This is a genomic window from Roseibium album (assembly GCF_965233825.1).
Classification (GTDB): domain Bacteria; phylum Pseudomonadota; class Alphaproteobacteria; order Rhizobiales; family Stappiaceae; genus Roseibium; species Roseibium album.
Genome location: NZ_OZ247583.1, coordinates 1,352,501 through 1,375,679, shown reverse-complemented (window position 1 = coordinate 1,375,679; position 23,179 = coordinate 1,352,501). Strand labels below are relative to the sequence as shown.

19 protein-coding genes, 1 tRNA gene and 2 rRNA genes (1 of these 22 only partly in view) are annotated in these 23,179 nt (G+C 53.1%); 8 read left to right on the top strand and 14 right to left on the bottom strand.

What is annotated here, in order from left to right; all coding sequences use genetic code 11:
- The 7 genes from ACO6TI_RS06465 to ACO6TI_RS06435 form a co-directional block, all read right to left on the bottom strand.
- Window positions 1–963 carry an enediyne biosynthesis protein UnbU gene (locus ACO6TI_RS06465; RefSeq protein ID WP_422384575.1) on the bottom strand — a complete coding sequence of 321 codons (963 nt, stop codon included), beginning with the start codon at window positions 961–963 and terminating at the stop codon, window positions 1–3.
- Window positions 960–2,882: a CRTAC1 family protein gene (locus tag ACO6TI_RS06460; protein WP_422384574.1), complete on the bottom strand. Its 1,923-nt coding sequence runs from the start codon at window positions 2,880–2,882 to the stop codon at window positions 960–962. The genes ACO6TI_RS06465 and ACO6TI_RS06460 overlap by 4 nt, the downstream gene beginning before the upstream one ends.
- 19 nt (window positions 2,883–2,901) lie before the next feature.
- Complete coding sequence (locus ACO6TI_RS06455) at window positions 2,902–3,924, bottom strand: DUF1702 family protein (RefSeq protein WP_422384573.1); 1,023 nt, start codon at window positions 3,922–3,924, stop codon at window positions 2,902–2,904.
- 380 nt (window positions 3,925–4,304) lie between these two features.
- Complete coding sequence (locus ACO6TI_RS06450; RefSeq protein WP_422384572.1) at window positions 4,305–4,679, bottom strand: M48 family metallopeptidase; 375 nt, start codon at window positions 4,677–4,679, stop codon at window positions 4,305–4,307.
- Window positions 4,680–4,794: 115 nt separating this feature from the next.
- Entirely contained in the window at window positions 4,795–6,774 is a 1,980-nt protein-coding gene (locus ACO6TI_RS06445; RefSeq protein WP_422384571.1) for a DUF3732 domain-containing protein, read from the bottom strand.
- Entirely contained in the window at window positions 6,774–7,265 is a 492-nt protein-coding gene (locus tag ACO6TI_RS06440) for a three component ABC system middle component (RefSeq protein ID WP_422384570.1), read from the bottom strand. The genes ACO6TI_RS06445 and ACO6TI_RS06440 overlap by 1 nt, the downstream gene beginning before the upstream one ends.
- Before the next feature lies 1 nt (window position 7,266).
- Window positions 7,267–8,439 carry an ABC-three component system protein gene (locus ACO6TI_RS06435; RefSeq protein WP_422384569.1) on the bottom strand — a complete coding sequence of 391 codons (1,173 nt, stop codon included), beginning with the start codon at window positions 8,437–8,439 and terminating at the stop codon, window positions 7,267–7,269.
- Window positions 8,440–9,136: 697 nt separating this feature from the next.
- Here ACO6TI_RS06435 and ACO6TI_RS06430 point away from each other — a divergent pair.
- Genes ACO6TI_RS06430 through ACO6TI_RS06405 form a run of 6 tightly spaced genes read left to right on the top strand, consistent with a single transcriptional unit; the run spans window position 9,137 to window position 15,188 of the window.
- Window positions 9,137–9,457, top strand: a complete 321-nt coding sequence (locus ACO6TI_RS06430) for a hypothetical protein (RefSeq protein ID WP_422384568.1) — start codon at window positions 9,137–9,139, stop codon at window positions 9,455–9,457.
- Window positions 9,454–12,600, top strand: a complete 3,147-nt coding sequence (locus ACO6TI_RS06425; RefSeq protein ID WP_422384567.1) for a hypothetical protein — start codon at window positions 9,454–9,456, stop codon at window positions 12,598–12,600. Before ACO6TI_RS06430 ends, ACO6TI_RS06425 begins: the two co-directional genes overlap by 4 nt.
- A complete protein-coding gene (locus ACO6TI_RS06420) occupies window positions 12,600–13,352 on the top strand; it encodes a hypothetical protein (RefSeq protein WP_422384566.1) in 753 nt (250 codons plus the stop codon). Before ACO6TI_RS06425 ends, ACO6TI_RS06420 begins: the two co-directional genes overlap by 1 nt.
- Window positions 13,349–14,632, top strand: a complete 1,284-nt coding sequence (locus ACO6TI_RS06415; RefSeq protein WP_422384565.1) for a hypothetical protein — start codon at window positions 13,349–13,351, stop codon at window positions 14,630–14,632. Before ACO6TI_RS06420 ends, ACO6TI_RS06415 begins: the two co-directional genes overlap by 4 nt.
- Entirely contained in the window at window positions 14,629–15,051 is a 423-nt protein-coding gene (locus ACO6TI_RS06410) for an ASCH domain-containing protein (RefSeq protein WP_422384564.1), read from the top strand. The genes ACO6TI_RS06415 and ACO6TI_RS06410 overlap by 4 nt, the downstream gene beginning before the upstream one ends.
- On the top strand, window positions 15,048–15,188 hold the full coding sequence (locus tag ACO6TI_RS06405; RefSeq protein WP_422384563.1) for a hypothetical protein: 141 nt from the start codon (window positions 15,048–15,050) through the stop codon (window positions 15,186–15,188). Before ACO6TI_RS06410 ends, ACO6TI_RS06405 begins: the two co-directional genes overlap by 4 nt.
- Here the strand turns inward: ACO6TI_RS06405 and ACO6TI_RS06400 are convergent.
- The 4 genes from ACO6TI_RS06400 to ACO6TI_RS06385 form a co-directional block, all read right to left on the bottom strand.
- The gene (locus tag ACO6TI_RS06400) at window positions 15,185–16,063 is read right to left on the bottom strand and encodes a hypothetical protein (protein ID WP_422384562.1); all 879 of its coding nucleotides are present in this window, start codon (window positions 16,061–16,063) and stop codon (window positions 15,185–15,187) included. The genes ACO6TI_RS06405 and ACO6TI_RS06400 overlap by 4 nt on opposite strands.
- 837 nt (window positions 16,064–16,900) lie before the next feature.
- Window positions 16,901–17,149 (bottom strand): hypothetical protein, encoded by a 249-nt coding sequence (locus ACO6TI_RS06395; protein WP_422384561.1) that lies wholly within the window; start codon window positions 17,147–17,149, stop codon window positions 16,901–16,903.
- A 52-nt stretch (window positions 17,150–17,201) separates the two neighbouring features.
- Window positions 17,202–18,056 carry a metallophosphoesterase gene (locus tag ACO6TI_RS06390; protein WP_422384560.1) on the bottom strand — a complete coding sequence of 285 codons (855 nt, stop codon included), beginning with the start codon at window positions 18,054–18,056 and terminating at the stop codon, window positions 17,202–17,204.
- Window positions 18,025–18,753 (bottom strand): hypothetical protein, encoded by a 729-nt coding sequence (locus ACO6TI_RS06385; protein WP_422384559.1) that lies wholly within the window; start codon window positions 18,751–18,753, stop codon window positions 18,025–18,027. Before ACO6TI_RS06385 ends, ACO6TI_RS06390 begins: the two co-directional genes overlap by 32 nt.
- Before the next feature lie 961 nt (window positions 18,754–19,714).
- Between ACO6TI_RS06385 and ACO6TI_RS06380 the strand changes: the two genes are divergently transcribed.
- Both ACO6TI_RS06380 and ACO6TI_RS06375 read left to right on the top strand, forming a co-directional pair.
- Window positions 19,715–20,107 carry an excisionase gene (locus tag ACO6TI_RS06380; protein ID WP_422385359.1) on the top strand — a complete coding sequence of 131 codons (393 nt, stop codon included), beginning with the start codon at window positions 19,715–19,717 and terminating at the stop codon, window positions 20,105–20,107.
- Window positions 20,108–20,334: 227 nt separating this feature from the next.
- The gene (locus ACO6TI_RS06375; RefSeq protein ID WP_422385299.1) at window positions 20,335–21,048 is read left to right on the top strand and encodes a tyrosine-type recombinase/integrase; all 714 of its coding nucleotides are present in this window, start codon (window positions 20,335–20,337) and stop codon (window positions 21,046–21,048) included.
- An 83-nt stretch (window positions 21,049–21,131) separates the two neighbouring features.
- Here the strand turns inward: ACO6TI_RS06375 and ACO6TI_RS06370 are convergent.
- The 3 genes from ACO6TI_RS06370 to ACO6TI_RS06360 all read right to left on the bottom strand — a co-directional run.
- Window positions 21,132–21,208: transfer RNA gene (locus ACO6TI_RS06370), tRNA-Met, on the bottom strand.
- Between the two features lie 355 nt (window positions 21,209–21,563).
- A 5S ribosomal RNA gene (gene rrf, locus ACO6TI_RS06365) occupies window positions 21,564–21,678 on the bottom strand.
- Between the two features lie 259 nt (window positions 21,679–21,937).
- Window positions 21,938–23,179 (bottom strand): 23S ribosomal RNA (locus ACO6TI_RS06360); it runs 1,481 nt beyond the window's last position.

Here is a 23,179-nt window from a genome sequence, read left to right as displayed (position 1 = left end):
TCATCTATTTGTTTTAAAAAGAAAACGGTCTAATTGCGCCCGCGATGATGCAAAAAGCCAGAGCCCTCGGAGCAAGGTTACGAGGGTCAACGCGAAGAACAGCCCGAACACGACATGCATTTCCATCAGCGCTGCGTACGCAATCGCGACGGTGACACCGAACGCGATCTGATTTCTCGGTTTTGCTGGTGTCGTCGCCGGGTCCGTAACCATGTAAAAGGTGAAAAGAATGAAGGCGAAGCCCGTTATTGGCATAAGTCCCGCGACAATGGGCGTGTCGTGAAACAGGCCTCGAATCACGGCTTGTGCTGCGAATGCGAGCAGCCAAGCAGCGATAAGCGGCATACGACCAGTAAATTTTGTGTTGAGCAAACTCCCGAGGCAAATGACTATGAACGGCAGCAACCAATCAAGAGCGCCAGAGATGTTTTCGGTAAACATATAGGGCGGCGCGATTCCGACTGACGGAAACAAAATCAGCGCAATGGTAATGCCGAAGTTGGACGGATTGAGGAAGTGACGTTCAGCCGTGCGGCCATCAGGCAACTTCATCTTGATGCGGAAAAGCCATTTGGATGCGACGGCCATCGACGCAGCGAATGCCACCACCCAAAGCTGTTCAGCGGCAAACAGCAGCATTGAAACGGCCAGTGCGCTAATATGAGCCGACAGGAGAAACGAAATAAATTTTCCGGGTGTTCCAAGAAAACGCGGTTGACGATTGTCGACATGTGACTGAACCGTTTCGGCAAACAACTCTGTAAAATAAGCCGCCGCCAATGCAACGAAAGGTGTGATCCATGATTGCTCGAACCCGAGCCAGAAATGGCCAAGGATATTCAGTAAAGTAATTGCACCGGCAAACCTGGCGAGGCCACCGACTCTTTTGTCGATATACCAGCGTTCACCAATCGAAGGTTTGAAAGAAATCCTGCCTGTTCTATCGGTAGATGCGACTGTCATGGTGTGGCGACCCCTTCTTCAAAATTTGAGTGGGTTCCTGCTAAGTGTTGCCGATCCAGAACAAGCCGGTGCCTACCCGCCGCTTTTTTGAAGTTTTTGGTTTGAACGCCATCGCTGTCGCGCCACTTCACTAAAATTTCAATCAGTGTGTCTTCGGCGATCTCGCCGAGACCGAAGTGAATTTCAGATGAACGGCGACCGGAATGCCCGTTACTAACGTCACTGAAGCCAACTATCGAAGTACCATCCGGCAGCGAGACGCGCGCGAGGGCTCCGATCGCAGCCCTGGTTGAGCCGCCAGGGTTGGTTAGACGCAGATCCAGGATCAAAGACTTTCGTTCCATTCTATTTTGGTTGACGAATAGCTTCGACGGCTCCCACTGGCGCGCAACTGCGAAATCTAAATCGCCATCAGCGTCAATATCCGCGAGTGCTATTCCGCGTGAGACGCCGGCGTCCGCCAAGCCTATCTCTGAAGCGATATCGCGATATCGGCCAGCAACATCTGCGACAAAGAACGCATCATTGCGATGGCCTGAAAGATCGTCACCAACACCGAAACGAGGCCAATATTTTGAAAACTTTAGTAGTTCGTCATTTCCCGTTGCCAGTTCTTGCAGCTCAGGCCACCGATCCACGCTTCCCTTAACGAAACCAGTTGCCTGCACTGCTTCGAGACGGCCGTCATTATCAAAATCTGCTAGTTTGGCGTCCCAGCTCCAACTGGATCTGGCAAGCCCCAAACGCCCGCTGGCGTTTTGAAACGGAGCCGAGCCATTGGTCCATGCTTGCTCTCCGGCTGTCTGTATAAACAGAAAGTGGCTCTCCTGGAGAGCGTACTCTTCTGCAATATTGCTTACGTAAATATCCAGCAGTCCATCGCGATTAACGTCGCCGAAATCGACACCCATACCCTTGAACGAATCCCGGCCCAAAACACCGGACCGAATATCGGTGAAACCACGGCGACCCTCAGCCACACTGAACCTGATTTCATCCTGCGTCGATTCATTGACTAGCAACCTGTCAGGACCGAAATCATTTGCCACATAGAGCTCCGGCAGTAGATCGTTATTAAGGTCGGCTGCCCCCATCGCAAGTGTCCAACCGAGAGCCATATCGTCGTCGAACGAGGAGGATTGATCTTCAAACTCAAAATCCGCACGAGGTCCGCCCTCGTTCAGAAAAATGCGATTGCGCCCCGCGTTTGCTGCCCTCGACATGGAGTGCTGCATTTCGACAGGCCTAAAGCCGTCGACATCCAAAACACCTCCGTTGTCCGGATAATAATTCCCAACTACAAAGTCGCCGTAGCCGTCTCCGTTTAGGTCAGTGAAGAGCATCGCATTCGTGAACCAGATTTCGTGATGCGGTAGCAGGTCGCGCTGTAAGAATTTCTGCGCTTGCAATGCGCCTGTATTCTCGAAAATTACTGGCGTCCGCCCCCAATAATAAACGACGATATCCTCTTGACCATCAGCATTAGCATCGGCGAATAGACAGCCCATCGGTGCGATGGTGTTTGGCTTGTATTCTAAGCTAGGTGTTGGCAACAGAATTGGGGCGTATCTAGAACTAGATGGTCCAGGCGCTGGTAACAAGGTAACGGTGTCATTGCGCGTCTCGACGAGGCAAAGGTCGTTGTGAATGCCATCACCGTCGAGGTCACCCATCGCGACTGAGGCTCCGACTGAAGAGACCCAGCCAACAATTGGCATCAGTTCAGGGTGAACATCCCGAATACTTCGGTAGCCATCTTGATCGGCCGCAATCAATTCCGTCACCGAAAATTGAAACCGTGACGCGTCAACATCTTGGCCGGAAGCAATTAGCGGCGGAACGGTTGCCGCCATCAAGAGAGCGGTCACAACCGCAGCTGCGGCAATCTTTCCGGCATTCTGTTTGAGCGTGGCACGCATTTCAGCCCCCATCCTGGTTTCACAGCACGAAATTTGCTCTTACTTCTGAACGCCACTTTTCATATTCTTCTTGACCCTCTGCCAATGAGAGAACCTCGCCAGCGCATCGAGATGGTCGCGCGAGCTTTACAATTCGAATTGCTTCCTCTGGCTCCTTGCCGGTCAAGATCCGACACGCGTTGCGTGCTTCTGCACTTGTCGTTGCGGCGCACTCATGCGCCTCGAGAGCAAACGCGCTGCCTTGCGCAACGTCCTTTGCATGTGCGCCCGACAAAGACCGCAGACTTTGAAGTTCGTCTACCGTCGCGCCACACGCATAGGTCATTGCGAGGCCCAATCCCGCAAACAAGTCGGCTTGGCGTTCAAACCCCTGCGAATAGATCTCGTCGCAGGCGCGCTGCACGTTTCCGCCACTGGTGAACCAAAGTGCACGTCCAGCGCCCTGATCCCAAGATCGCGCCGCGAGGGCCCCTCCCAATGATCGCACTGCCCGGCCAGCATTTTGTTTCAGTCGCGACGGCTGAAAATAGATATCGTGAAATCCCCACCCATCGAATGCCAGAGACGCAATGAAGTGATCTATCGCAGCGAGAATGGCACTACGCCGCCACGAAATTCGAGCCATCGCCCAACCCGCGCCGACAACTGTCAGGTAGGGTTGGCGGTCGGAAGTTGCCTTGAGCAACGTTGAGAGCCTGTGCTCGAACCCAGTCAACTTACTCCAAGGCAACCCATCTGCGACCGCGCAGCCCATTGCCGCGCCTTCCAGATAAAAACCCCGGTGGTTGCGATCGATCAGCCTTTCAAAATTCAGGATAGATTCTATCTGCGAGGTGCTAAGTGCCTCATTGTACCCTTCAATGAAGGTAACGCCGATAGTTTCAAGTAACGCTTGTCGTTCGGGATCCGACGCCTCAAATCCACGCCTTTTGAACTTAGCCTCGTGCGTACTAAGTCGCGCAATACGGTTACTCTTCAGAAAAAGATTACCTATCGAATTATGAAGATAGTGCGCTACTGAAGCATCATTGCTATTGGTCATGCCCCCACCAATACATGCAAAAAGAAGCTATTACTGAAAACGCAATAAAATACTCAATCTAGAATTTTATTTTTTTGATATTTTTCATACTCTTTCATAAGCATCTTACTCGATTTTCATCAGCTACTATTGTTTTCTATCTACGTTAGTTTAGAAAAAATTAACCATTTAAGCGTGCACCTGTCAACTCCTGGCGACACATTGCAACTCAGCATTCGCCTTGGAAACAAATTCGAGCACTTTGCTTCCCATTGGCTTATGCCGCCGCATTAGCGTCTCACTGGCAGTCAGACAATCGATGCTGAAGGGCCGGCACGTCGTAACTACGAAGCCCAGCTGATAGCGCATCAGGTTGGGCTTACCTCCGTTGTATGTGTCTCTTACGCCATAAACCGTTCGAGCCGGGACTTCCGTTTTTCCCAGTCAGGCAGAACCTGATCCAGCAAGGAATAAAACGCTGACCCGTGATGAGGTTCGGAGATGTGGCAGAGCTCGTGGGTGATGACGTAGTCGATCGCATGGACCGGAGCCTCGATGAGACGTCGGTTCCGCCGTCTGATCTGTCGCAAGAACGTTGCCGTCCAGCCCAAAGAGACGATCCTCCAGGATGCCGAAAGGCCTGCCCACAGGCGCTCATTGATGACATCGATTGTTGCGGGACGTGCCCCGTATTCACGATCGGTAAAATAGGTCGACACTCGTTCCCCCATCATCACTTCGCAGCATGGCTCGCCTTTCGAGTGATGTCTTTGCATCGCCCGATGATCCGCTTCGAAAGGTTCGGTCCTGTCCAGCGGCAACCCCTCTTTGACCACGAACGCGTGTTACGTTGCTACTGCCGTGTGCTTATGCCTGCGCCACCTGCGTCTCTCAGTCTTGATCTAACCAACTGGATGGGATCAATGCGTCGCCGCCGCGCCAATTCCCTACCTCCTTGATGTTCTCGATGTCGCCCCAGGTGTTTCGATCAGCGTGGTCGAGAATAATCACCTGAAGTCCGCCAAGCGCCTTTTGGACGTGTGCGATTGCCTTGAAAATCTGTCTAGTGCGTTGCAAATCCAAGCTGCGGAGAGATGAGTCTTGATCCCCATCGTTCTCAACAAACTGCTTATAGGTATCGCTCGGAAAATAGACTTGGCTTGGTTGGTCAATAACCAAAAAGCTTGGCACCGGGCTCTGCGAGCCTGGTCGCAGAAAAAGGGTGTGCAAGGAGAACATCGCTGCAAGGTGGTATGCCATCCAATTTTCGCCACTACCGATCTCCCATAAAAAATCGGGTTTCTCACCTTCAGAACGCTCGAACTTGATGTTGAGCTCGCGCTGATCAAGACTTGGCGTGCCGTCGGCACCAACTATTTCGAGCAGCTCTATGAACCGCGATATGCCTTTTGAGATGCCCGTGTGAATTCGGATCTCTCGCTCTCGCTGCCGATTTTGGTCGAGTGCGCGATCGAGCTCCGAAATTCGATAGCGCAGGTCTTCCTCCTGCTGCCTCAGACCACCTTCGCTTTCAACCTCACCGACCATTGTGAGTGCTTGTTCAGTGCCGCCGAGGAAACGATATACGTTCTCAAGACTTTGCGAACGACCCTGTTCTGCATCGACCGTTGCCTCAGCAGCGATACGAGTTCGGCGCAAGGTCAACAATGACTGCTCATCCTTTATGAGTTGCGCTTCGACGTCCAAAATTTCCCGGTCCACAACCGGGGGGGTCGCCGCTGTGCCTGCTATCAAATCTTCCAACTCAGAAATTGGCTCTTCCAATTCCTCCAGCGCACGGCGCGCAGCACCTGAGTCAGACCCGCACAGGATGCATTCATGCGCAACGATGGCTTCTTTGAACCAACCTACGCCTCGTACTCGCTGCTTCTGTTCAGCGAGAATGTCACCATAGTCAGCGACGGAACTCCGAAGACTGCGTAAACGCCTTAAACGTCTCTTGCCATCGGAAATGCTTCGGTCGAACTCGCGTTCTCTTTCTCGGAGTTCTTGCAACCGATCAACTGCTACCGAAACGCGCCCAGATGTAGCGACTGTCTCACCTCCTCCAGCAACGACCTCTTTGAGAATGTCGATGACTTCATCGAGGGATTCCGGCAAAGGCCCGCTCGGGAGCAGACTTAGTTCTTGCGCGTGATAGAACGCAACAGTTGCGTTTCCCCGCCATCGTTCGAGGGCTTCACGCCGAAGATTCAAGTCCGATTCGACCCGCCTAAGTTCGTCTCGCAGAAGTCGGCGCGTGTGCAATTTAACCAGATCCTCGTTCGTGAGAATCCCCAATGCCAGCGGCATTACGTTTCGAAGCTTTTCTCGGTGTTGGGAAGTGTCTGCCTTGAAAAACAGCGTGTAAGGGTTGGCTACGACGTGCTGCGGGAGAAAGTTGAAGGCAGCCATATCCCTAAAGCTGGCCCGTCCGCCAAAGCCGCGGCCGCTGGGATCAGTATCAAGATTTGACAGTTGCGACAGATCATCGAACAATTGCTTGATGCGTTCAGTACGAGCATTTGGGCGCGGCCTGCGTGGGGGAGAATGCAAGACCTCCTCGCCTTGCAATAGCCAGTACTGATCTGACACTTGCCGGAGCTGGGGCTTCTCGCGGCCAAGTCGTATCAGGCCAACGTCAGTGTCGAGAGTTAGGCCATACCACGATGCATTGTCTCTAATAATGCCCACTGGAATTGCGCTGGTCCCGGCTCCGAGCACATAGTCGATGATTGAAATGACCGAGGATTTGCCCGTAGAACTCCATCCCGAGATTACGCTCAGTTTCTCGGGATCGAATACAATGATACGTGGTTCGACATTCGGATCTTCCGGCCAAATAATGAGTTCTTTAATGTGAAGTTTCATTAAAATCGCACTCCCATACGGCCCCGAACGATTGCTAAATCGTCTCGAGCGAACCATGCACCGAGGCGCCTTGCAGCCGAGATGCCCGGACCGCTGGTGGCGTCGGTGTCACGGAGTGCCTTCGGCAGGTTCGTTCCTAAAGCTAGAAAGGTGGGTAACCCGTGCCCACTCTCTCTCTGAATGATTCCAGCAGCCACCCCTAATTGCAGAGCTTGAAGGCACGTAGGTAACGCTGCCTCAAGTCTACTTTGCCCGCCGGCAACAAGCTCGGGAACATCGGAAATAGCTTTCAGCAACCCACTATCGAACTTCATAGCGCGGATTTTTTCCACACTTGCCGCATGAAAAAGCATGCTGGTACCAATCACCATGTGTGTGAGGTTGGGCGATCGACCACCCCCCTTGTCAGCGAAGACTCGTGCCAAATTCCACAACAAGCACGCAAGGTAGGCTGGGTTCCGCAGAATTTGTTCTTCATGATTTTCACGCATTTCAAACCCCCGGGAATTCCGGGTCCCACCAAACTAAGTTGTCGTCAGCCAGTCTGTGGTAATGACCTGATGTCATGTAGAGTTCGTCACAAGGCAGGCCAGCAAGTGCCTCTCGGTGATGGTACGTGGTTTCAGCAAATACATGTTTGCCAAGCTGGACTCGGCTCTTGTCTGAATGATTTAGACGAACCTGCCGGGTGACGTTCTGCCAGCGTTGTTTGAGTCGACTGCCCCGATCTGTCCATTCTTGGATGGGGATCTCGCCTTCATTGGCGAGGCGATGGCGCTCTGCATTGAACTGAACGAAGTGCTCTATTGCTTGTAGTATCTCATCATCGCCAACCTCGATAAGACTTAGATGCTCGACGAATTTCCGTCCTCTGGCATGTTGTACCTGCGATTCACCGACCAAGACCTCTGACGAGGGCCTGGGCAATAATCTGCGCCGAACCATCCTCCTCTCGATTGCGTCGATCTGGCGAAGGCACGCTTCCTTTGTGATTATCCCTGGAGCGCCCGCGTCCCACGCCGCTTTGAGCGTTTCGACCATCCAACCCATAAGTTCGGTTAAAACAGCCTCACGTTCGACATCTGGGCTAATTCCCAAGCGTGTGGCAAGTTCTTGCCGCATGCTTTTGTAGTTAAACTCTTCTACGAGCTCGACCCTAGAAACCAGATCTTGCAAGTTATGGCTCGGCAATGCCATCACATCGTCGATGATTGCCTGGATCTTTGAGGTCGCCCTTGACTTTCGTCTGACACGCCCATTCTGCGCGGCATCGTTCATCGCGGCTAAGATCGCGTTTGCACGATCAGGGATGCTAACATCGGCGCGCAACGCGTCTGCAATTGTGCCGGTTGCCTGGGTGTTCGTCACGAGCAGATAGTGGGAACAGAAGCTTCCTGAAGCGCGGAAATCATTTGTCCAAATCTGAAGCGTCCGCCAAATGTCAAGGCTACGATTGGCAAACAGTCTTTTGTCGTCATCGAGCGTGTTCTTGTCCTGCTCACGGGTAGAGACCTTGCCATTCTTGTGTCGCGAAACATCGTCTACCAATTCCACGGCCACGGCCTCTCCATGACCGCAATGGCACAAATGGAAGAGAGCTCGTTCCAATTGCAAGAACACGCCTTGGATCATCGGTTCTGCGGAATGAACGGATTGCTTTGCCACGATGATCGAAGTCTCCTACCTCCACAAGCGTGTATTGATTATCTATACTTTCCGCATTAGTTGTAGTGCGCTATCCGTTCGTCCACAAACAATGGCGATTTTACTATAGTTTGAGACTATGCAAAGTGTTGCCTGCTACCAGCCTCCGCTTACACCCGAGGAAAAAGAGCGAAGATCGAAGCAAATCCTTGATCTACAACACGGACTTCAGCGAAATTTCTACGCAACGGCATCGATTCACATTAACTGCTTTCAGGAACCGGAGACTCATGCGAAAGCATTCTGGCACACCAGAGCTCCTGAGTGTCGTTTTGCTCTCGAAGTCAGTTTTCTACCGCTAGCACTTCGAACCACTTGAGTTGAGATCCCAGATCTCCCCCAGTTTGATGTATAGACCATCACTAATTTGCACTGAGCCTGAAGTCTGAAGCGCCGGAAGCAGGAGTTTTCCGGCTGCTAACTCGGTGACGAGCTGGCAGCGCCAATGAGAAAGTAAGCGCAATCGGTCCGAACAGCGAGTGTGTAATCCCAATCGACAGACCGGATTGTAGTGGCCTTCATGGTAGTGTTGCTAAAAAATAAATATATAACCTAAGATTGAAACAACCTAGTTCAATTGAGGATCTGCCAAACCCTGGAGTTCGCTGCTGCGCCCTCCGCTTATCACTCACAAGTAACCCAAGAATGGATACAATCAATGATTTGGTATCACGCAGCATTAGCTGGAGCGCTAGGGGCCGTTCTCCCGGACTTGATCAAGATAATCCGCAAGCGCTTTCAAAAGCGTCCCGTCTATCTCGGGCGGGCTTGGTACTGGTTCGTGCTCCTCATCATGGCAGGAATCGGAGCCGCCGTTTCCTCATTTAAGGGCCCATCAGATTTCATTGAGGCTATGGCATTGGGTGCTGCGGCGCCGGTACTCATTGAGCGGGCTCTGGCCGTCGACGAGGATGCGCATCTCAGTGCAGTCTCCGAAATCAGTGTTTTTCAAAGGGCGCGTCGGTGGTGGGGGTCTTGAAGGTAGTCGATGTACAAATCGAGGAGGGTTGGATCAACCGAAGACTGACACTCCTGGAATCGGGGGCCTGCAAGCATCTGCCGCTTCCCGGCGGACGTCTAAATTTTATTAGCAGACCCGTGGATTTATGGAGTAAGGACGCCTTCGATGCCTTTGAAAAGGCATTTGCCGACACCGGGATTGCAGCCGAGCTCGACATTCGGATTTTCAAGAATGCTGGTCCGTTGATGCTTCGCGTTCCCGCCGGAGAGGCGTCTCATTTGCCTTGGGAAGCTTTCCAAAGGTTCCTGTACAAAGAGAACAGAAAAAGGCTCGCAGTCCAGCGGCGGGCGGATCCTGAGCCCGGGTTTCGATTCGGTAGCTTCGAACATCCAATGCGGGCGCTGATCCTGATCGGTCATCCGGGTGCTGGCCAGGAATTCGATCCTGAGAGAGCCGAAGGGTTCTTGAACGAAGCATTTGCGGCCGCCAAGCCTGTCTCGGAGGGAAGGATCGACGGGAGCTTGGCAATGCAATTGAGACGGGATTCGCTCCGCGACATTGCGATGAAAGCAGCCAAATTCGCTCCGAACATTGTTTTCTACTTCGGGCACGGTAAACACGATGGGCAGCCGAACCTTCTCCTTGGGGAAGACGCCAGCAGTTGGATATCCGTTTCGGAACTTGTCACAAGTCTATTTCCTGACGGGCGCGCATATCCTCCATATTGGGTCTTCTGGGCTTGTTCACTCGCTGAAGACACTGCCCAGCCCGGCCTTTGTTTGGAGGGTCCGGACGTATTGCGCGCGCTCGGCGATCCGGGAGCAGTCGCGATCCTCGCAATGCGCGCGCGTATCGCGGTTAAAACAGCACAGACCATGCTTGAAGCGCTTGTCGGTGCACTTGCTGCGGGCGAGCCGCTTGAGATTGCAGCTGCGTGGGCCCGCGCCGCGGCGATTTCGCTTGAACCCGACGGTCCGGGCCGGATGGACTATGCCGCTCCAGCGGTGTGGTCGCGATCCGAGCCGGTCGACCGCATCACATGGGGAGAGATTTCCCCGTTTCCCGCGTCTTGGGTTGCCTTACCGTTGTTCGCCGACGTCGCAGGCGCAAACAGCGAGGCGCCCTATCCTGAATTCCAAACTGGCGTGGCCGTAGTTGATGAAGCCACAGAGGCACTGGCGGCCGTATGGGACGGTCAGGCACGACTTTTCGTCGAGCTTAAGGGGACTTATAGTGTTGTTGACGACCCTGGCTTGAAAGCTAGGGTCTTCGGCGCTGCCGCGAAAATCCGCAGGACCACCGGACGCCCCGTCGTACCCATATGGCTCGGCCGAGGCGGCCGGTTCTCACAGCGGTTGAAGCTATGGGCCACAAACGCCCACAGATCTCTCGATCCGCGCCACCATGATCGGGAATTGGCCCTGGCGCTGGCGGAAATGACCGAAGAGCCGCTGCGTGGCCTAGCGCGATTATTGTCTGTCCCTAACATCATCATCATTCTATCCGAACCACCTGACCTTCCGCGTGCATGGCGTGACCTCAGCGAAGGGCCCGACGGATCCTCTATCGTGGTTTTGGGAAACACTGTGCCGGATAGAAGCACCGACTGGACCTTGGATGCGCTAATGCCTGACTTGCCGGAGAAATCCCTTGCGAACTTAGCAGCCACTGATCCACTTGGTTGCGCGGTACTCAGCGTAATAGAGCGGCCGCTGGCACAAAGGGACGTGGAAACCCTTGCCGGTTCGGCATCGGACGCATTTTTCGCGCTGGAGGACTTTCTCGTGAGTGTCGGCAGCCGGCGGATTCTATCAGCATCGGCACGCAGCATGCTGAAGGCCGAAATTACCGGCAAAAATCTCGAGAAAGCACGCCGGTTATGTGTCGATTTTCTCTCGACTTTATCCGGTAAGAGAGATTTCGGAACATTGCTCGAGATATGTCGGCAACAAATAGCTCTCAATGAGGAGGAAGCGGCGGCCGAAGTCGTGAACCAGGCATGGGCAGAACGAGTCACGCAATGGTCGCTCCAGGAAAAAGTGCAGGTTCTAGGCCTTGCCGCCCGAACACCTATGCTCGCCGACAATCTCAAAGAGGATCTACTATTCGATATTATCGCGGCGGCGATTACCGTCCAAGATATGCCTGTTGCCCGGCTGATGCTGGAATCGATCCGTACGTCGTCGGACGAAAATCGGATTCGTAAGCATGACATGCTAGCCGAGTGTTACAAGGCCGACTCCGGCCGCCCGGGCGCTGTCGCAGCGATGCGGCGCAATGCCAAAGCGGCCGTTGCCTTGACTGCTAAACTTGCCGAACGTGGAACGATCCCGGAGGGAGAGCATTTTCGTCGTCGGCTAAATCTTGCACGGATCGAGCAGTATTTCGATCACGAGTATGAGAAAGCTCTCGACCTCTATGATCAAACCCTTGAAGCGCTCGATCCGCATGTTCACGAGAACGCTAATCTTGCTGAGATCTGCGCAGCCGCCTGCCGCAACGCAGCCGAGTGCATTCTTGATCCCGCACAACGACCACTTGGAGCCGACACCCTCGATCGAGTCGAAGCCTATCTCGAGCGCGGGAGGAGGCTCGCAGAAAGCAACGATCTAACAATCGTCAAAGCTGACCTACTCTACACAAGAGCGAGGACTCTGGAAGCCTCTGGTGACGATGTGGCAGCCGCCCAATATCTTTCAGGGCTTGCCAATGGTGAGCAAGCAAGAATTTATCCACTCATGGCGGCCATCGCCGCAGACCGGCTCGGATGGAACGAGGTTAGGCGTGGTGAACCGATCGTCGTCGAAAATCTGCGCGCCCGGCTGCGCAGGCTTGACCGCTTTGATCATGCCTGGGCGGCGAGGGTCTCTCTAAAGAGTCGATTGCGCGGAGCGCAGACACTGGTCGGGCTCGGCGGGAGTATTCACAAGCAGCAGGCGAGCCGGCTGCTTGATGAGAACCGAGAACTCTACGACAGCCTGACGCAACTTTCTGGGCGAGAGGACGCGCAGGTCGCTGCCAGGACCTTTGCCGGACTCGAAGTCCTCTCGGAAGAGCCTGAGAATATCTGGACGGCGTTCAAAGAATACAATGCTTTCAATCAGCTTCCGGAAGACTGGCGGCGGTATTCAGCAAACGAGATTTGGGAGATGGGGGTCTAATGGGTACGGGTTCATTCGGCGGTGGCAGCGGTTCGTTTGGCGGCGGTAGCGGCGGTGGCGGCGGCAAGGGTTCGCTACTGCGTGCCGTCCAATCTCTCCAGGCGATCACACGCAGCCTGATTAACAATCCGGACCAGACAAAACTGACGCGGGAGATCAACACATTATTGCGCGACCGCGGTCGGGCCGCCACTTTCCGCGACCTTCTGGCCGACGGTTTTGCCAGTGAGCTTTTAAAGGATCTTCTTGCAATCGGTGAAAGGTTGCGTGCGGGCGACAACTGGGCGGACATAGCTGCAACCTATGACGTCGACGCCGGTCCGCGGTCTATGGAAGCTCTCGCCGACCTTTGCATCGACCGTGCCCTTGCCGCGCGTGGTTATGAAGTCGACGAGCGCTATATCGAACAGGCGTCGGCGGCGTTCCGAACTTTTCTTGCGAGTTCCGTCGGTGGAGATTTCGAGGTCGCCGTCCATGGAGATTCAGCGGAGATCGATTTAGCGCTGGTACCCGATGTGTTTGCACATACGATCGACCGATTCCTTGGAGATCTAATCGGCCGTACGGTCGAGGCCGATTCCTATCTCGATCTCGGCTCTTCAGCCAGTCACGTACAGCAGGCCGCCGACACGCTGGCGACCGCGATCTATGATCGGTTTTACGAAAAATTCGTCATAATGGGCAAGGCGGAACGGCATGACGTTCTCCGAGTTCTTGCCAATAACTATTACAACCTGGTGGCTCCGACATGAACAACAAAAATGAAGCAAAGGTGACTTTGCACAAGGGCCCTCGACCAGACAGCCAAGATCTAATTTTCCGCCTTGATGACATAGCCTGGTACGACGGCGACGGGATCGGTCCGGAGGGGCTCGGCCCAACTGGACGTGATCTTCTGGAGATCGCGCGTGTCGTATGGGAAGTCGAAAGACACATGCCCAAACGCGTCTCCAGCCAGCGGCTCCGACGAGTGGAGGTGAAAATGCCTTTGCGGTTGCCAGGTGCCTGGAACACTGAGACGCTTCAAACGCTCACTAAGATGCTGCGGTTGCTTGGCAATGCCGAATGGACGTTCGATTTTTCCAAACGGAAAGGTGCCAACGACCTCGACAAGCTCGACGAAAAGGCAACGCGAACAGTGGACCATTCTGAGACAGTGGCACTGTTTTCTGGTGGATTGGACAGCACCTGTGGGCTGGGCTGGCTAAAGGAGAAGGAACGCAGTGCCGCTCTTGTTTCCTTTTTCGGCCCTAAAACTAAGCAAGCGCAAATCGCGAATACGCTTGGTTTCGCAAACCACGTGCAAGTCGGATGTGTCTGGCAGGGTGCGCGACGGCGAATCGGCGGGCAGTTTAACTATCGTTCCATGTTGTTCCTTGCACTTGGTGGGGCGCTCGCCCGCTCTTTCGGTGCGACAGATTTAATGCAATTCGAAAACGGACCGCTCGCACTTTCCGCACCACCCGCTCCTGTATACCGCATGACCCGCCATGCTCATCCACAGCTGCACCAGCTCGCTAGCGAGCTCCTATCCGCGCTGTTTGCCGCAAAACTCACGGTGCACAATCCATTTCTTGCCCTGACGAAACGCGAAGCGACCGAATTTTTATCAAGCAGCCTTGGCAAACAAGAATTCAAGTCCATAATTGCCGACACAGAGACTTGTTGGAACCTGACTTCCCGCCAGGTTCTTGGCGATGTTCTGAAGAAACCCGGCCAACCTTGCGGCATCTGCATTCCGTGTTTGGTGCGGCGCACTGCATTGCTGGACGATCCGATCGTCCATGCGGTTGATCTGACGTCTCGAGAAGATCCCTATTTCAAGAACGCAGGAGTCCGAATTCACCTAGATGCGTTTCAGGCCTGGGCTCAAAAACTACTGGCAAAAGGATACGATTTAACGCGCTACGAGTTCGACGCCCCGCACGTGTTAAGGGAAGCGATAATCTCTTCCAATAGCAGTTTTTCCATGAAAGACGCCTATGACCTGCACCGACGGTTTGCCGCTGAATTGAAGGCCACGTTCCCATGACGAGCTTCATCCTGCCCAATTATGCGCTTAGCATAAAGCAACCTTGGGCGGAGCTTGTAATGCGAGGCCACAAGACGATCGAAGTGCGAACATGGACCACGGAGTATCGCGGACCACTCTTGATTCACACGGGGCAAAAAGTTGCGAAGGAATTCATGCCGCTCTTTCGCGGCATCGACGCAAGTTTCACTGGAGGATTTATTGGACTTGTAACCCTATCGAAAGTCGAGCCTTTCACACATGCGGGCTGGAGTATGAACCGTCAAAACCATTTGGTCCCCGGCCAGATGCCAGCAGGTGCGTTTGGGTGGCATTTCGAGCACCCAATTCAGCTCGAGCCCTTCAAGGCGCCAGGAAGTCTCGGCATCTTCAAAGTCCCCGCGTCGATTGTCGCGCAATTGAGAATACTTCACGCATGACGGCCAGCATATCCCTGATCGATGAGGGGTTGAAGTTGACGCTGGAGATCGCCGTAGCGACCCTTAGCGCCAAGGAGCGGCTGGAGAAGGCGTCCGACTCCGAGCATCGCTCCAGAGGGCCGGACGATTCAGACTAACGGTACTCTTCCGCAGAACATGCTCTCTGGATCCATGTAGCGACATTCGCCCGGCACAGATACTGGAGCTGCGGCATGTGCATACCTTTCGGCTCGGCGCTTTGCATGAAAGCGAGCGTCAATTCCGGGTCCGCCCCCATGGCGCGAATGTAGTCAAAGACCACCTGATAAACCTTGCTTCCAAGCGGCACCGCGATGCCGTTCTGGGCGGATATCTTATGGAAGCCGAGATCGGGATATGGCGACCAGATCTGGCGCTCTACGCCTCCGAGAAAGACGAGCGGACACGCCGAGTAGCAGGGATTTCGAAGCGTCGTTTCCAAGCCGCGTTTTCGGATCTCGACTCCGGCGAGCAGGGCTTCACGTACGTTACCGCCCTCGCTCCCCAGTGCCACCACCTTGATTTCAGGATGGGCATTCAAGGCGACTATCAGACGGTCGTGATAGCCTTCGGTCACCGGGCCGAAGACGTGAAGGGCTCCGTCCCGGACGTCAAAAAAGGCTTCCTTGGTTTTCTCCTCGATTCTCGCGGAAGCGGGAATGTCCATGTGGCCGGCGCATTCCGAATTCCAAATCCGGATCCGGCGCGACATGGGAAGAACCTTCAGCTTGCGTGCTTGATAGGCCCAGTTCGCCAGGCTCTGCCCTTCCTCCAGATATTCTTGTCCGGTTTTCGGGTGTTCGTATTCCGGTACCTCGAGATGAGCCGACATTTCCTGCTTTTTCAGCATCCGGCCGAGAATTGAACATCGATGACGTGGAACACCGATCTCATTGAAAGCGGTGCCGAGATATCCCGCGTTCATGCTGTCTGCGATGTCGAAGTAGCGCTCGCTTTTGGCTTCAACCGCCGTGATCGCGGCATCCCAGGACATAGCGATCGCTGGGCCGGAAAGAAGGATCAAGGAAAGGATTAAGGTTGGTAGGAGACGTTTCATTGAAATTCCGAACGGGCAACATGACAGGGCAACTGCTTATGCAACCAATACGCGTCAAACTATTTTGTTTCTACATTCTACGGCCAAATCCAGCAAAAAATCCATTTGGCCCCGCACAAAGGCGATTACGGTTTTCCCTTGTCCCCGACTGTCATTCCCCAAGACCGGATAGGCCAAACTCCATCAGCTCCAGCCTCAAGCGTAAAATGAAAATCCTTGGGCACGCCACGACCGACTGCATGCAACATGTCTGAGAACTGCGGTCGCGTGACGTTCAAGGAAATGTTGACAATGGGGACGCCATTCACCTCATGGAGGTAACCACCATCGCATTCAGCGGTCTTCATGACCGTCGGCGCAATGAGCATTATTGTTGCGGGCCAATAGAACTCATCCCCGTCGCGTCGCACCGAGGCAGACAAGATAACATATGAAAACTCGACTGACTGCCGTGGCGGTCCGTCCTGAACTTCCTGCCCGAAATGAACTGAGCCAACCCCAACGATTTCTCCCTGCCAGTGGCCTGGCTCAATCGAACTTCGTATCTGTTTCGTTGTCTTTCTGCTGGTTCTCTTAGCCATTCACAAGAAACCCGCTTGGTGGATGCGTGATCAGGGCATTCGAGGACGAGAAACTCGATGTCGCTCGATGTGTCGAAATCCGTCCCTCGAACCAGACTGCCAAATAGCCGCATTTCGACACCCCGCTCTTTCAGGGAGATGGCGAAGCGCCTAGCGGTTTCGAGGTGTCGGGAACGACGGTCCGCGAGATCGGTCATTTACGCTTGTGTGCAGAAAACTTTTTGTTTCCGCAATCGCTGGCTTTGACAAGGTTGCCGTCCTCGTCAAGTCCGACGCCCAGACCCTTACGCCGCCGCTCTTCGAAAAACGCTTCCTCATTCGGACCCGACACCGCCATTTTATCAATGAACGCATCGAGCCTTTTCTGTTGTTCGGGAGCCTCTCCGTCCTCGTGGAGCTTCTCCATCGGTTTTCGAACATCATCGTCTTTTTCGTTGATCATCCTGCTCTCCTGAACCCCCGACGGCGGAATCTCCGTTTTAAAGCGTCGGTCCTCACACTCGAAAACGGGGTAGCATTTCGGTATCAACGACCAAATGTGGATCGAATTCCAGGTTTTCTCGGCCATAACCGACCGGATTGCCAACCATTCGGGTCATGCCGATTTCGAAATCAAACGAGTTGTGACCGTGACCGGAGATCCAGAGGTCTGGAGCGAGGTGATCATCCTCACAGATCCAGGAAAGATCAGATCCGAACGAAGGAGAAAGCACACGATCCTGATGACGTTTTTGGTAGGCAGGGTTTAAGCATCCTCGTACAGGACTATGATGTGTCACAACAACGCGAAGCCCATCGAACGGCTTTTCGAGCTCACCAACGATGTATTCCACGGATGTCTGATGCCACCGGAGTGTATCTTCCGGTGTCAGTCGGCGCGTCAGCCCGACGTGGTTCCGTTCGCCGACGATCAAGTGATAGTCATTCAACCGTTTCGCCGACTCCATTGCGATTTCGACAGGCACGTCTTGATCGGCATACAGCTTGAAATCTGTCCAGAGGGTGGAGCCTATGAATTTAACTAGCTCTCCATTCTTGGCCTTGAGGACAACATTGTCGTTCTCGAGGAAACAGATCAGGACCTCGGGTCCGAAAAGTTTGCGATATCTCTGTGTGATGTCTGGGACCGTGTTTCCCGTTTTATAGGCTTCATGATTCCCTAGAATCCTAACGATCGGGCATTGTGCGGCATCTCGCATCAGACGTTCGGCAGCGATATCAACACCTCTCCCGATGTCCCCGGCGAGCACGACGAAATCGAGGTCTTTCAGTTCACCAGTTGCGACAGGCAGATACGGAGTTGTAAGGTCGATTTCGTCATGTGTGTCCGAAATCGCGTGGATCCTCATGGCACCATCCCCGGTCTGTAGCTTCAGCCTTTAAGTCGGTATGAAGAGGCTGGGTATGTAGCTGATCTTCCGGCCACACAGGATAAATCCCTCTCCTTGCCCCCAATCGGAACAGGGACATCTGAACCGTTTCAGCGTCTTGACTGTCGAGCGCATCTTCAATCAGAAACAGCTCGTACGCGGCCAAACTGAAACGATTCATGGCTTCGCCGAGACACCGATCAATCAGTTGAGTGTTTTTTCCAAGGCTAGCCGCTGTCTCCGCGGAACTGTTTTTGGCGCAGTCATTGATGACTTTGGCAAATACGCAGGACACCATATTCAGGCTGTCCATAACGCTGTCCAACCCATCGAACTCAAGTTCCGAATCCTTCTCATGCCGGGCTTCATAGACGTTCAGCCGCCTCGTGAAGTCTTCGATATTTCTGCTGTATGCAAAATTGACTGCTTTTGCTGAGTTAAGAAAAGTTTCGCAGACACTTATCAATTCATCTGCCCCACACTCTTCTGTGATTGAAAGCAGTTCTGATTCAATGTCAAAGAAGGTGTCTATTTTACATAAGTATCTACAGTAATTGATCAAATCTGCCGTTAGACTGTCTTTATAGAACGGAAATCCGTGCTCGAGCTCCTCGGTACTAGGGATTCGCCGCCCAATTCGAATATCAGTCATTGAACGCAATGCACGCTGAACCATGGAATGTCTCTGTGGGACGCCTAGGTCCTCAAGATAGTACTCCATTTGCCATCCTCTTCTCGACACAGAGCGATTCTGATGAATCCCTCATCAATCTGAAATCAAAGACTTTTTCGGCCGAATGGCTTTTCCATTGGGCCAAGAAGCCACCGAATCAGGTGAGCTTGACACATTTTTGCTTCGCGCGACGTCATGTAACTTTTACGGAGGCCTCTGAATTGAGGTTTGACGGTGTCGCTCAAGAATTCGTTTCCAGAAAAAGCTGGACGGTCACAGCGCATCACCTGGCAAGTTTTTGCCTGCTCCGCCTCCCAAACACCGGTTTGGCTGCACTTGTCCATGCCTTCATCAGCCGACGGACGGCGTATGCCTGTCTAGTTCCGCTTATTAGTATTCGACATCTTGAGAATCGTGCAGATCTTGCATCTGGCTTCAAAAGGTTTTCCGATATGGGAAACTCTCCAGGACTTTCGTCAAACCGAAGAGTTTCCCCATCCTCTTCGTTGCCCCATTGCCGCTCATCCTGAATATGCAAATCTTCGCGCATTCACCGAATTTCGCAAACCCTTTCATCCCGAACAATCCAGTGATGGAAGGCATCCCATTTTCTCTGTTGCCTTCGAAGCAATTTACAATATCCACCTAATTTGCAACCTTCTTCAAAAATCCTCTTGCATCAAAGCCACGCGAGATCGGTCGCGTGGCAAAATAATTTCCTTATTGGTGCGAGTCCCTATTTCACGCTTCCTTTGACTGCATTTTTAGTTTTCAATCCCTACTCGAAGCGTCTGAAAAAGGATTCAATGCTTTTATTTCAAATTCTTTGATCGATTTCCATTCTTGTTATTCAATACTATATTGTCAACTATTTGAAATTTTCTAATTTTTATTTTTTATTTACTATTTTTTTGATAAAGTTACTCGCGCCTTACTTCCCTGCAAACATCTTCGGAGGTAATCAATGCACGTCGGAAAGCTCAGTAGAAACTCGCCGCTGCGCCTCAAGAAGGCGGCTGAAGTCGCCTTCCCTGAAGGCGGAATATCGGAAAACAGCCTGAGGACTCTTATCCATAGAGGGCTACTGCGAGCTGAGATGATCGCAGGGCGGTATTTCACAACAATCGAGTACATTGAAGAAATGAGGCTGAAATGTCGCGTAGAGCAAAAGGACCGAGACTTCAATTCAGGAAGAGCCGCTACGATGAGAAAGGAAATCTTATCGAAAGAGGAAAGTACATTATCAGAGACAGGGGACGGTATGTCTCCACAGGATGCTTTGAGGGTGAAATTGAAAAGGCTGAAGAAAAACTCGCAGAATACATCTTTGAAAAACGACGAACACGAAATGACGTAGTACCTAGCATTCAAAACACAACGATTTCGCACGCCCTGGCCTATTATCACTCAGTCAAAAGACCTTTGACTACTAAGCCAAAACATTTGGATTATCTGGTCAATACCTTGAATGAACACTGGGGGGATAAGCCCATTTCCTACATTACTCCAGGTACTTGCAGGGAATACGCGCGAGCCAGGCAAGGTAAGTCAGCAAGGAATCTCTTGTGCTGTCTTCGAGCCGCTGTGAACCTACATGCAGGTGATGAACTGCATTCCGGCAAAGTAAATTTTTATGTCCCGGAACTTGGACCGCCTAGAGAAAGATTCTTGACAAGAGATGAAGCAGCAAAATTGCTGCATTTTTGCTGGAGACACAAAAGTAGCCAGGCAATACATAAGAATAGCCCTAACTGTGAAAAAGCTGAAACTGCTTTCCATCCGCTCCGTCATTTGACACGATTCATTCTAATCGGCTTGTACACGGGATCGCGAGCAGCCACAATCTTGGCGGCATCGCCTTATCTAGCGCCCGGACATGCATATGTTGATTTGCAGAACGGAGTATTTTACCGACTTCCATATGGCAAAAAACAAACGAACAAACGCCAACCACCGAATCCGCTTCCTCGCCGACTTCTTTCACATATGAGACGGTGGCACTCGAAGGGCTTGATGAACACCCATTTTGTCGAATACCGCGGGAAACCAATAAAGACCTGTGTCAAAGGTGCTTTTAAGAAGGCCACAAAGAACACTGGATTGACCGATGTGATCCCGCATTCACTAAGACATACATGCGTGACTTGGCTTTTACAAAACGGCGTGTCAGCATGGGACACAGGTGGCTTTGTCGGAATGTCGCCTCAAATGGTGGAGAAGGTATACGGCCATCATTGCCCAAACCATCTACAAGACGCCATAAATGCAATAGATCATCGATCTTCAAAATGGAACTGAGCTAAAGCTGAGCGTTTAGCTGTGCGGGAACAGACTCCCAAGAACCTATGCGCAAACTAATTTATTGTATTTTATAACGTATTTGGTTGCGGGAGCAGGATTTGAACCTGCGACCTTCAGGTTATGAGCCTGACGAGCTACCGGACTGCTCCATCCCGCGTTATTTTTGTGTGCTCGGGAACCGAAGTTTCCGGCGAGGGCTTTGTTTGCCCGGTCATTTTTGTTTAGCGCGTCCTCGATCCTTTCGGATCTGCGGGCGTCGCGTGGGCTGCTCCATCTGGGGCATGCCCTGGAATTTTGTTGCCTTGGATGCTGCGCTGTTAAGGGACAAGAGTTCCGAAGCGCAGCGAAGGCAAGCGCAAGTGCGCGCCGGCCACTTTTGGCCGCCCCAAAAAACCTGGATTTGGGAGGCCAGGGCGAAGCCCGATGCGGCCGTGAGCGCTATGTTGAAGAGATGCGCGCTCAAGCAGCCGATAGGCGGTAGCGCACTAAAAATGTCAAACTGCGTTTTGCAGGCCTGGCGACGACCTACTCTCCCACACCTTAAGATGCAGTACCATTGGCGCTGGGGAGTTTCACGGCCGAGTTCGGGATGGGATCGGGTGGGGGCTCCCCGCTGAGGCCACCAGGCCGGCGAAGCGCAGTTTGCTTTTCCCTCACGGCCGCACCGCGCTTTTCAAGCGCTGGCCTGCGGGAGCGCGCCCTGACCGGGCGGCGGCCGCTTGGCCTTGCGAAGCTTGCGCTTCGAACTGTGTTTCCACGAGGGGTAAAACTGGTCTTGGTTTGATCATTTCAAACGCACTCAAGTAGCCGCTAGGCGGTAGTGCACTTAAAATGATCGTTTCAAAGCGCCTTTGGCGCTTTTAAAAGATGAGCATTGACTAATGAGAGGATCAAGCCAAACGAGCTATTAGTAAAGCTAAGCTTCATGCGTTGCCACACTTCCACACGCTTCCTATCGACGTGGTGGTCTTCCACGGCTCTTCAGGGAGAACTGGTTTTGAGGTGGGTTTCCCGCTTAGATGCTTTCAGCGGTTATCCCTTCCGTACATAGCTACCCTGCAATGCGGCTGGCGCCACAACAGGTCCACCAGAGGTACGTCCATCCCGGTCCTCTCGTACTAGGGACAGATCCTCTCAATTCTCCTACACCCACGGCAGATAGGGACCGAACTGTCTCGCGACGTTCTGAACCCAACTCACGTACCACTTTAATTGGCGAACAGCCAAACCCTTGGGACCTGCTCCAGCCCCAGGATGTGATGAGTCGACATCGAGGTGCCAAACAATGCCGTCGATATGGACTCTTGGGCATCATCAGCCTGTTATCCCCGGCGTACCTTTTATCCGTTGAGCGATGGCCCTTCCACGAGGGACCACCGGATCACTATGGCCGACTTTCGTCTCTGCTCGACTTGTCAGTCTCGCAGTCAGGCAGGCTTATGCCATTGCACTCAACGAGCGATTTCCGACCGCTCTGAGCCCACCTTCGCGCGCCTCCGTTACCATTTGGGAGGCGACCGCCCCAGTCAAACTACCCGCCACACACGGTCCCGGATATTGTTGTACCGCGGTTAGATATCCATGACGACAAGGGTGGTATTTCAAGGGTGACTCCACCTCAGCTGGCGCCAAGGCTTCAACGTCTACCACCTATCCTACACATGTCGTGACGAATACCAGTGTGAAGCTGTAGTAAAGGTGCACGGGGTCTTTCCGTCTGACCGCAGGAACCCCGCATCTTCACGGGGAATTCAATTTCACTGAGTCTATGCTGGAGACAGCGGGGAAGTCGTTACGCCATTCGTGCAGGTCGGAACTTACCCGACAAGGAATTTCGCTACCTTAGGACCGTTATAGTTACGGCCGCCGTTTACTGGGGCTTCAATTCGGTGCTTGCACACCTCCTCTTAACCTTCCAGCACCGGGCAGGCGTCAGACCCTATACGTCGCCTTGCGGCTTCGCAGAGCCCTGTGTTTTTGATAAACAGTCGCCACCCCCTGGTCTGTGCCACCCCAATCCGGTTGCCCGGACCGAGGTCTCCCTTCTCGCGAACTTACGGGAGCATTTTGCCGAGTTCCTTCAGCATAGTTCTCTCAAGCGCCTTGGTATTCTCTACCAGTCCACCTG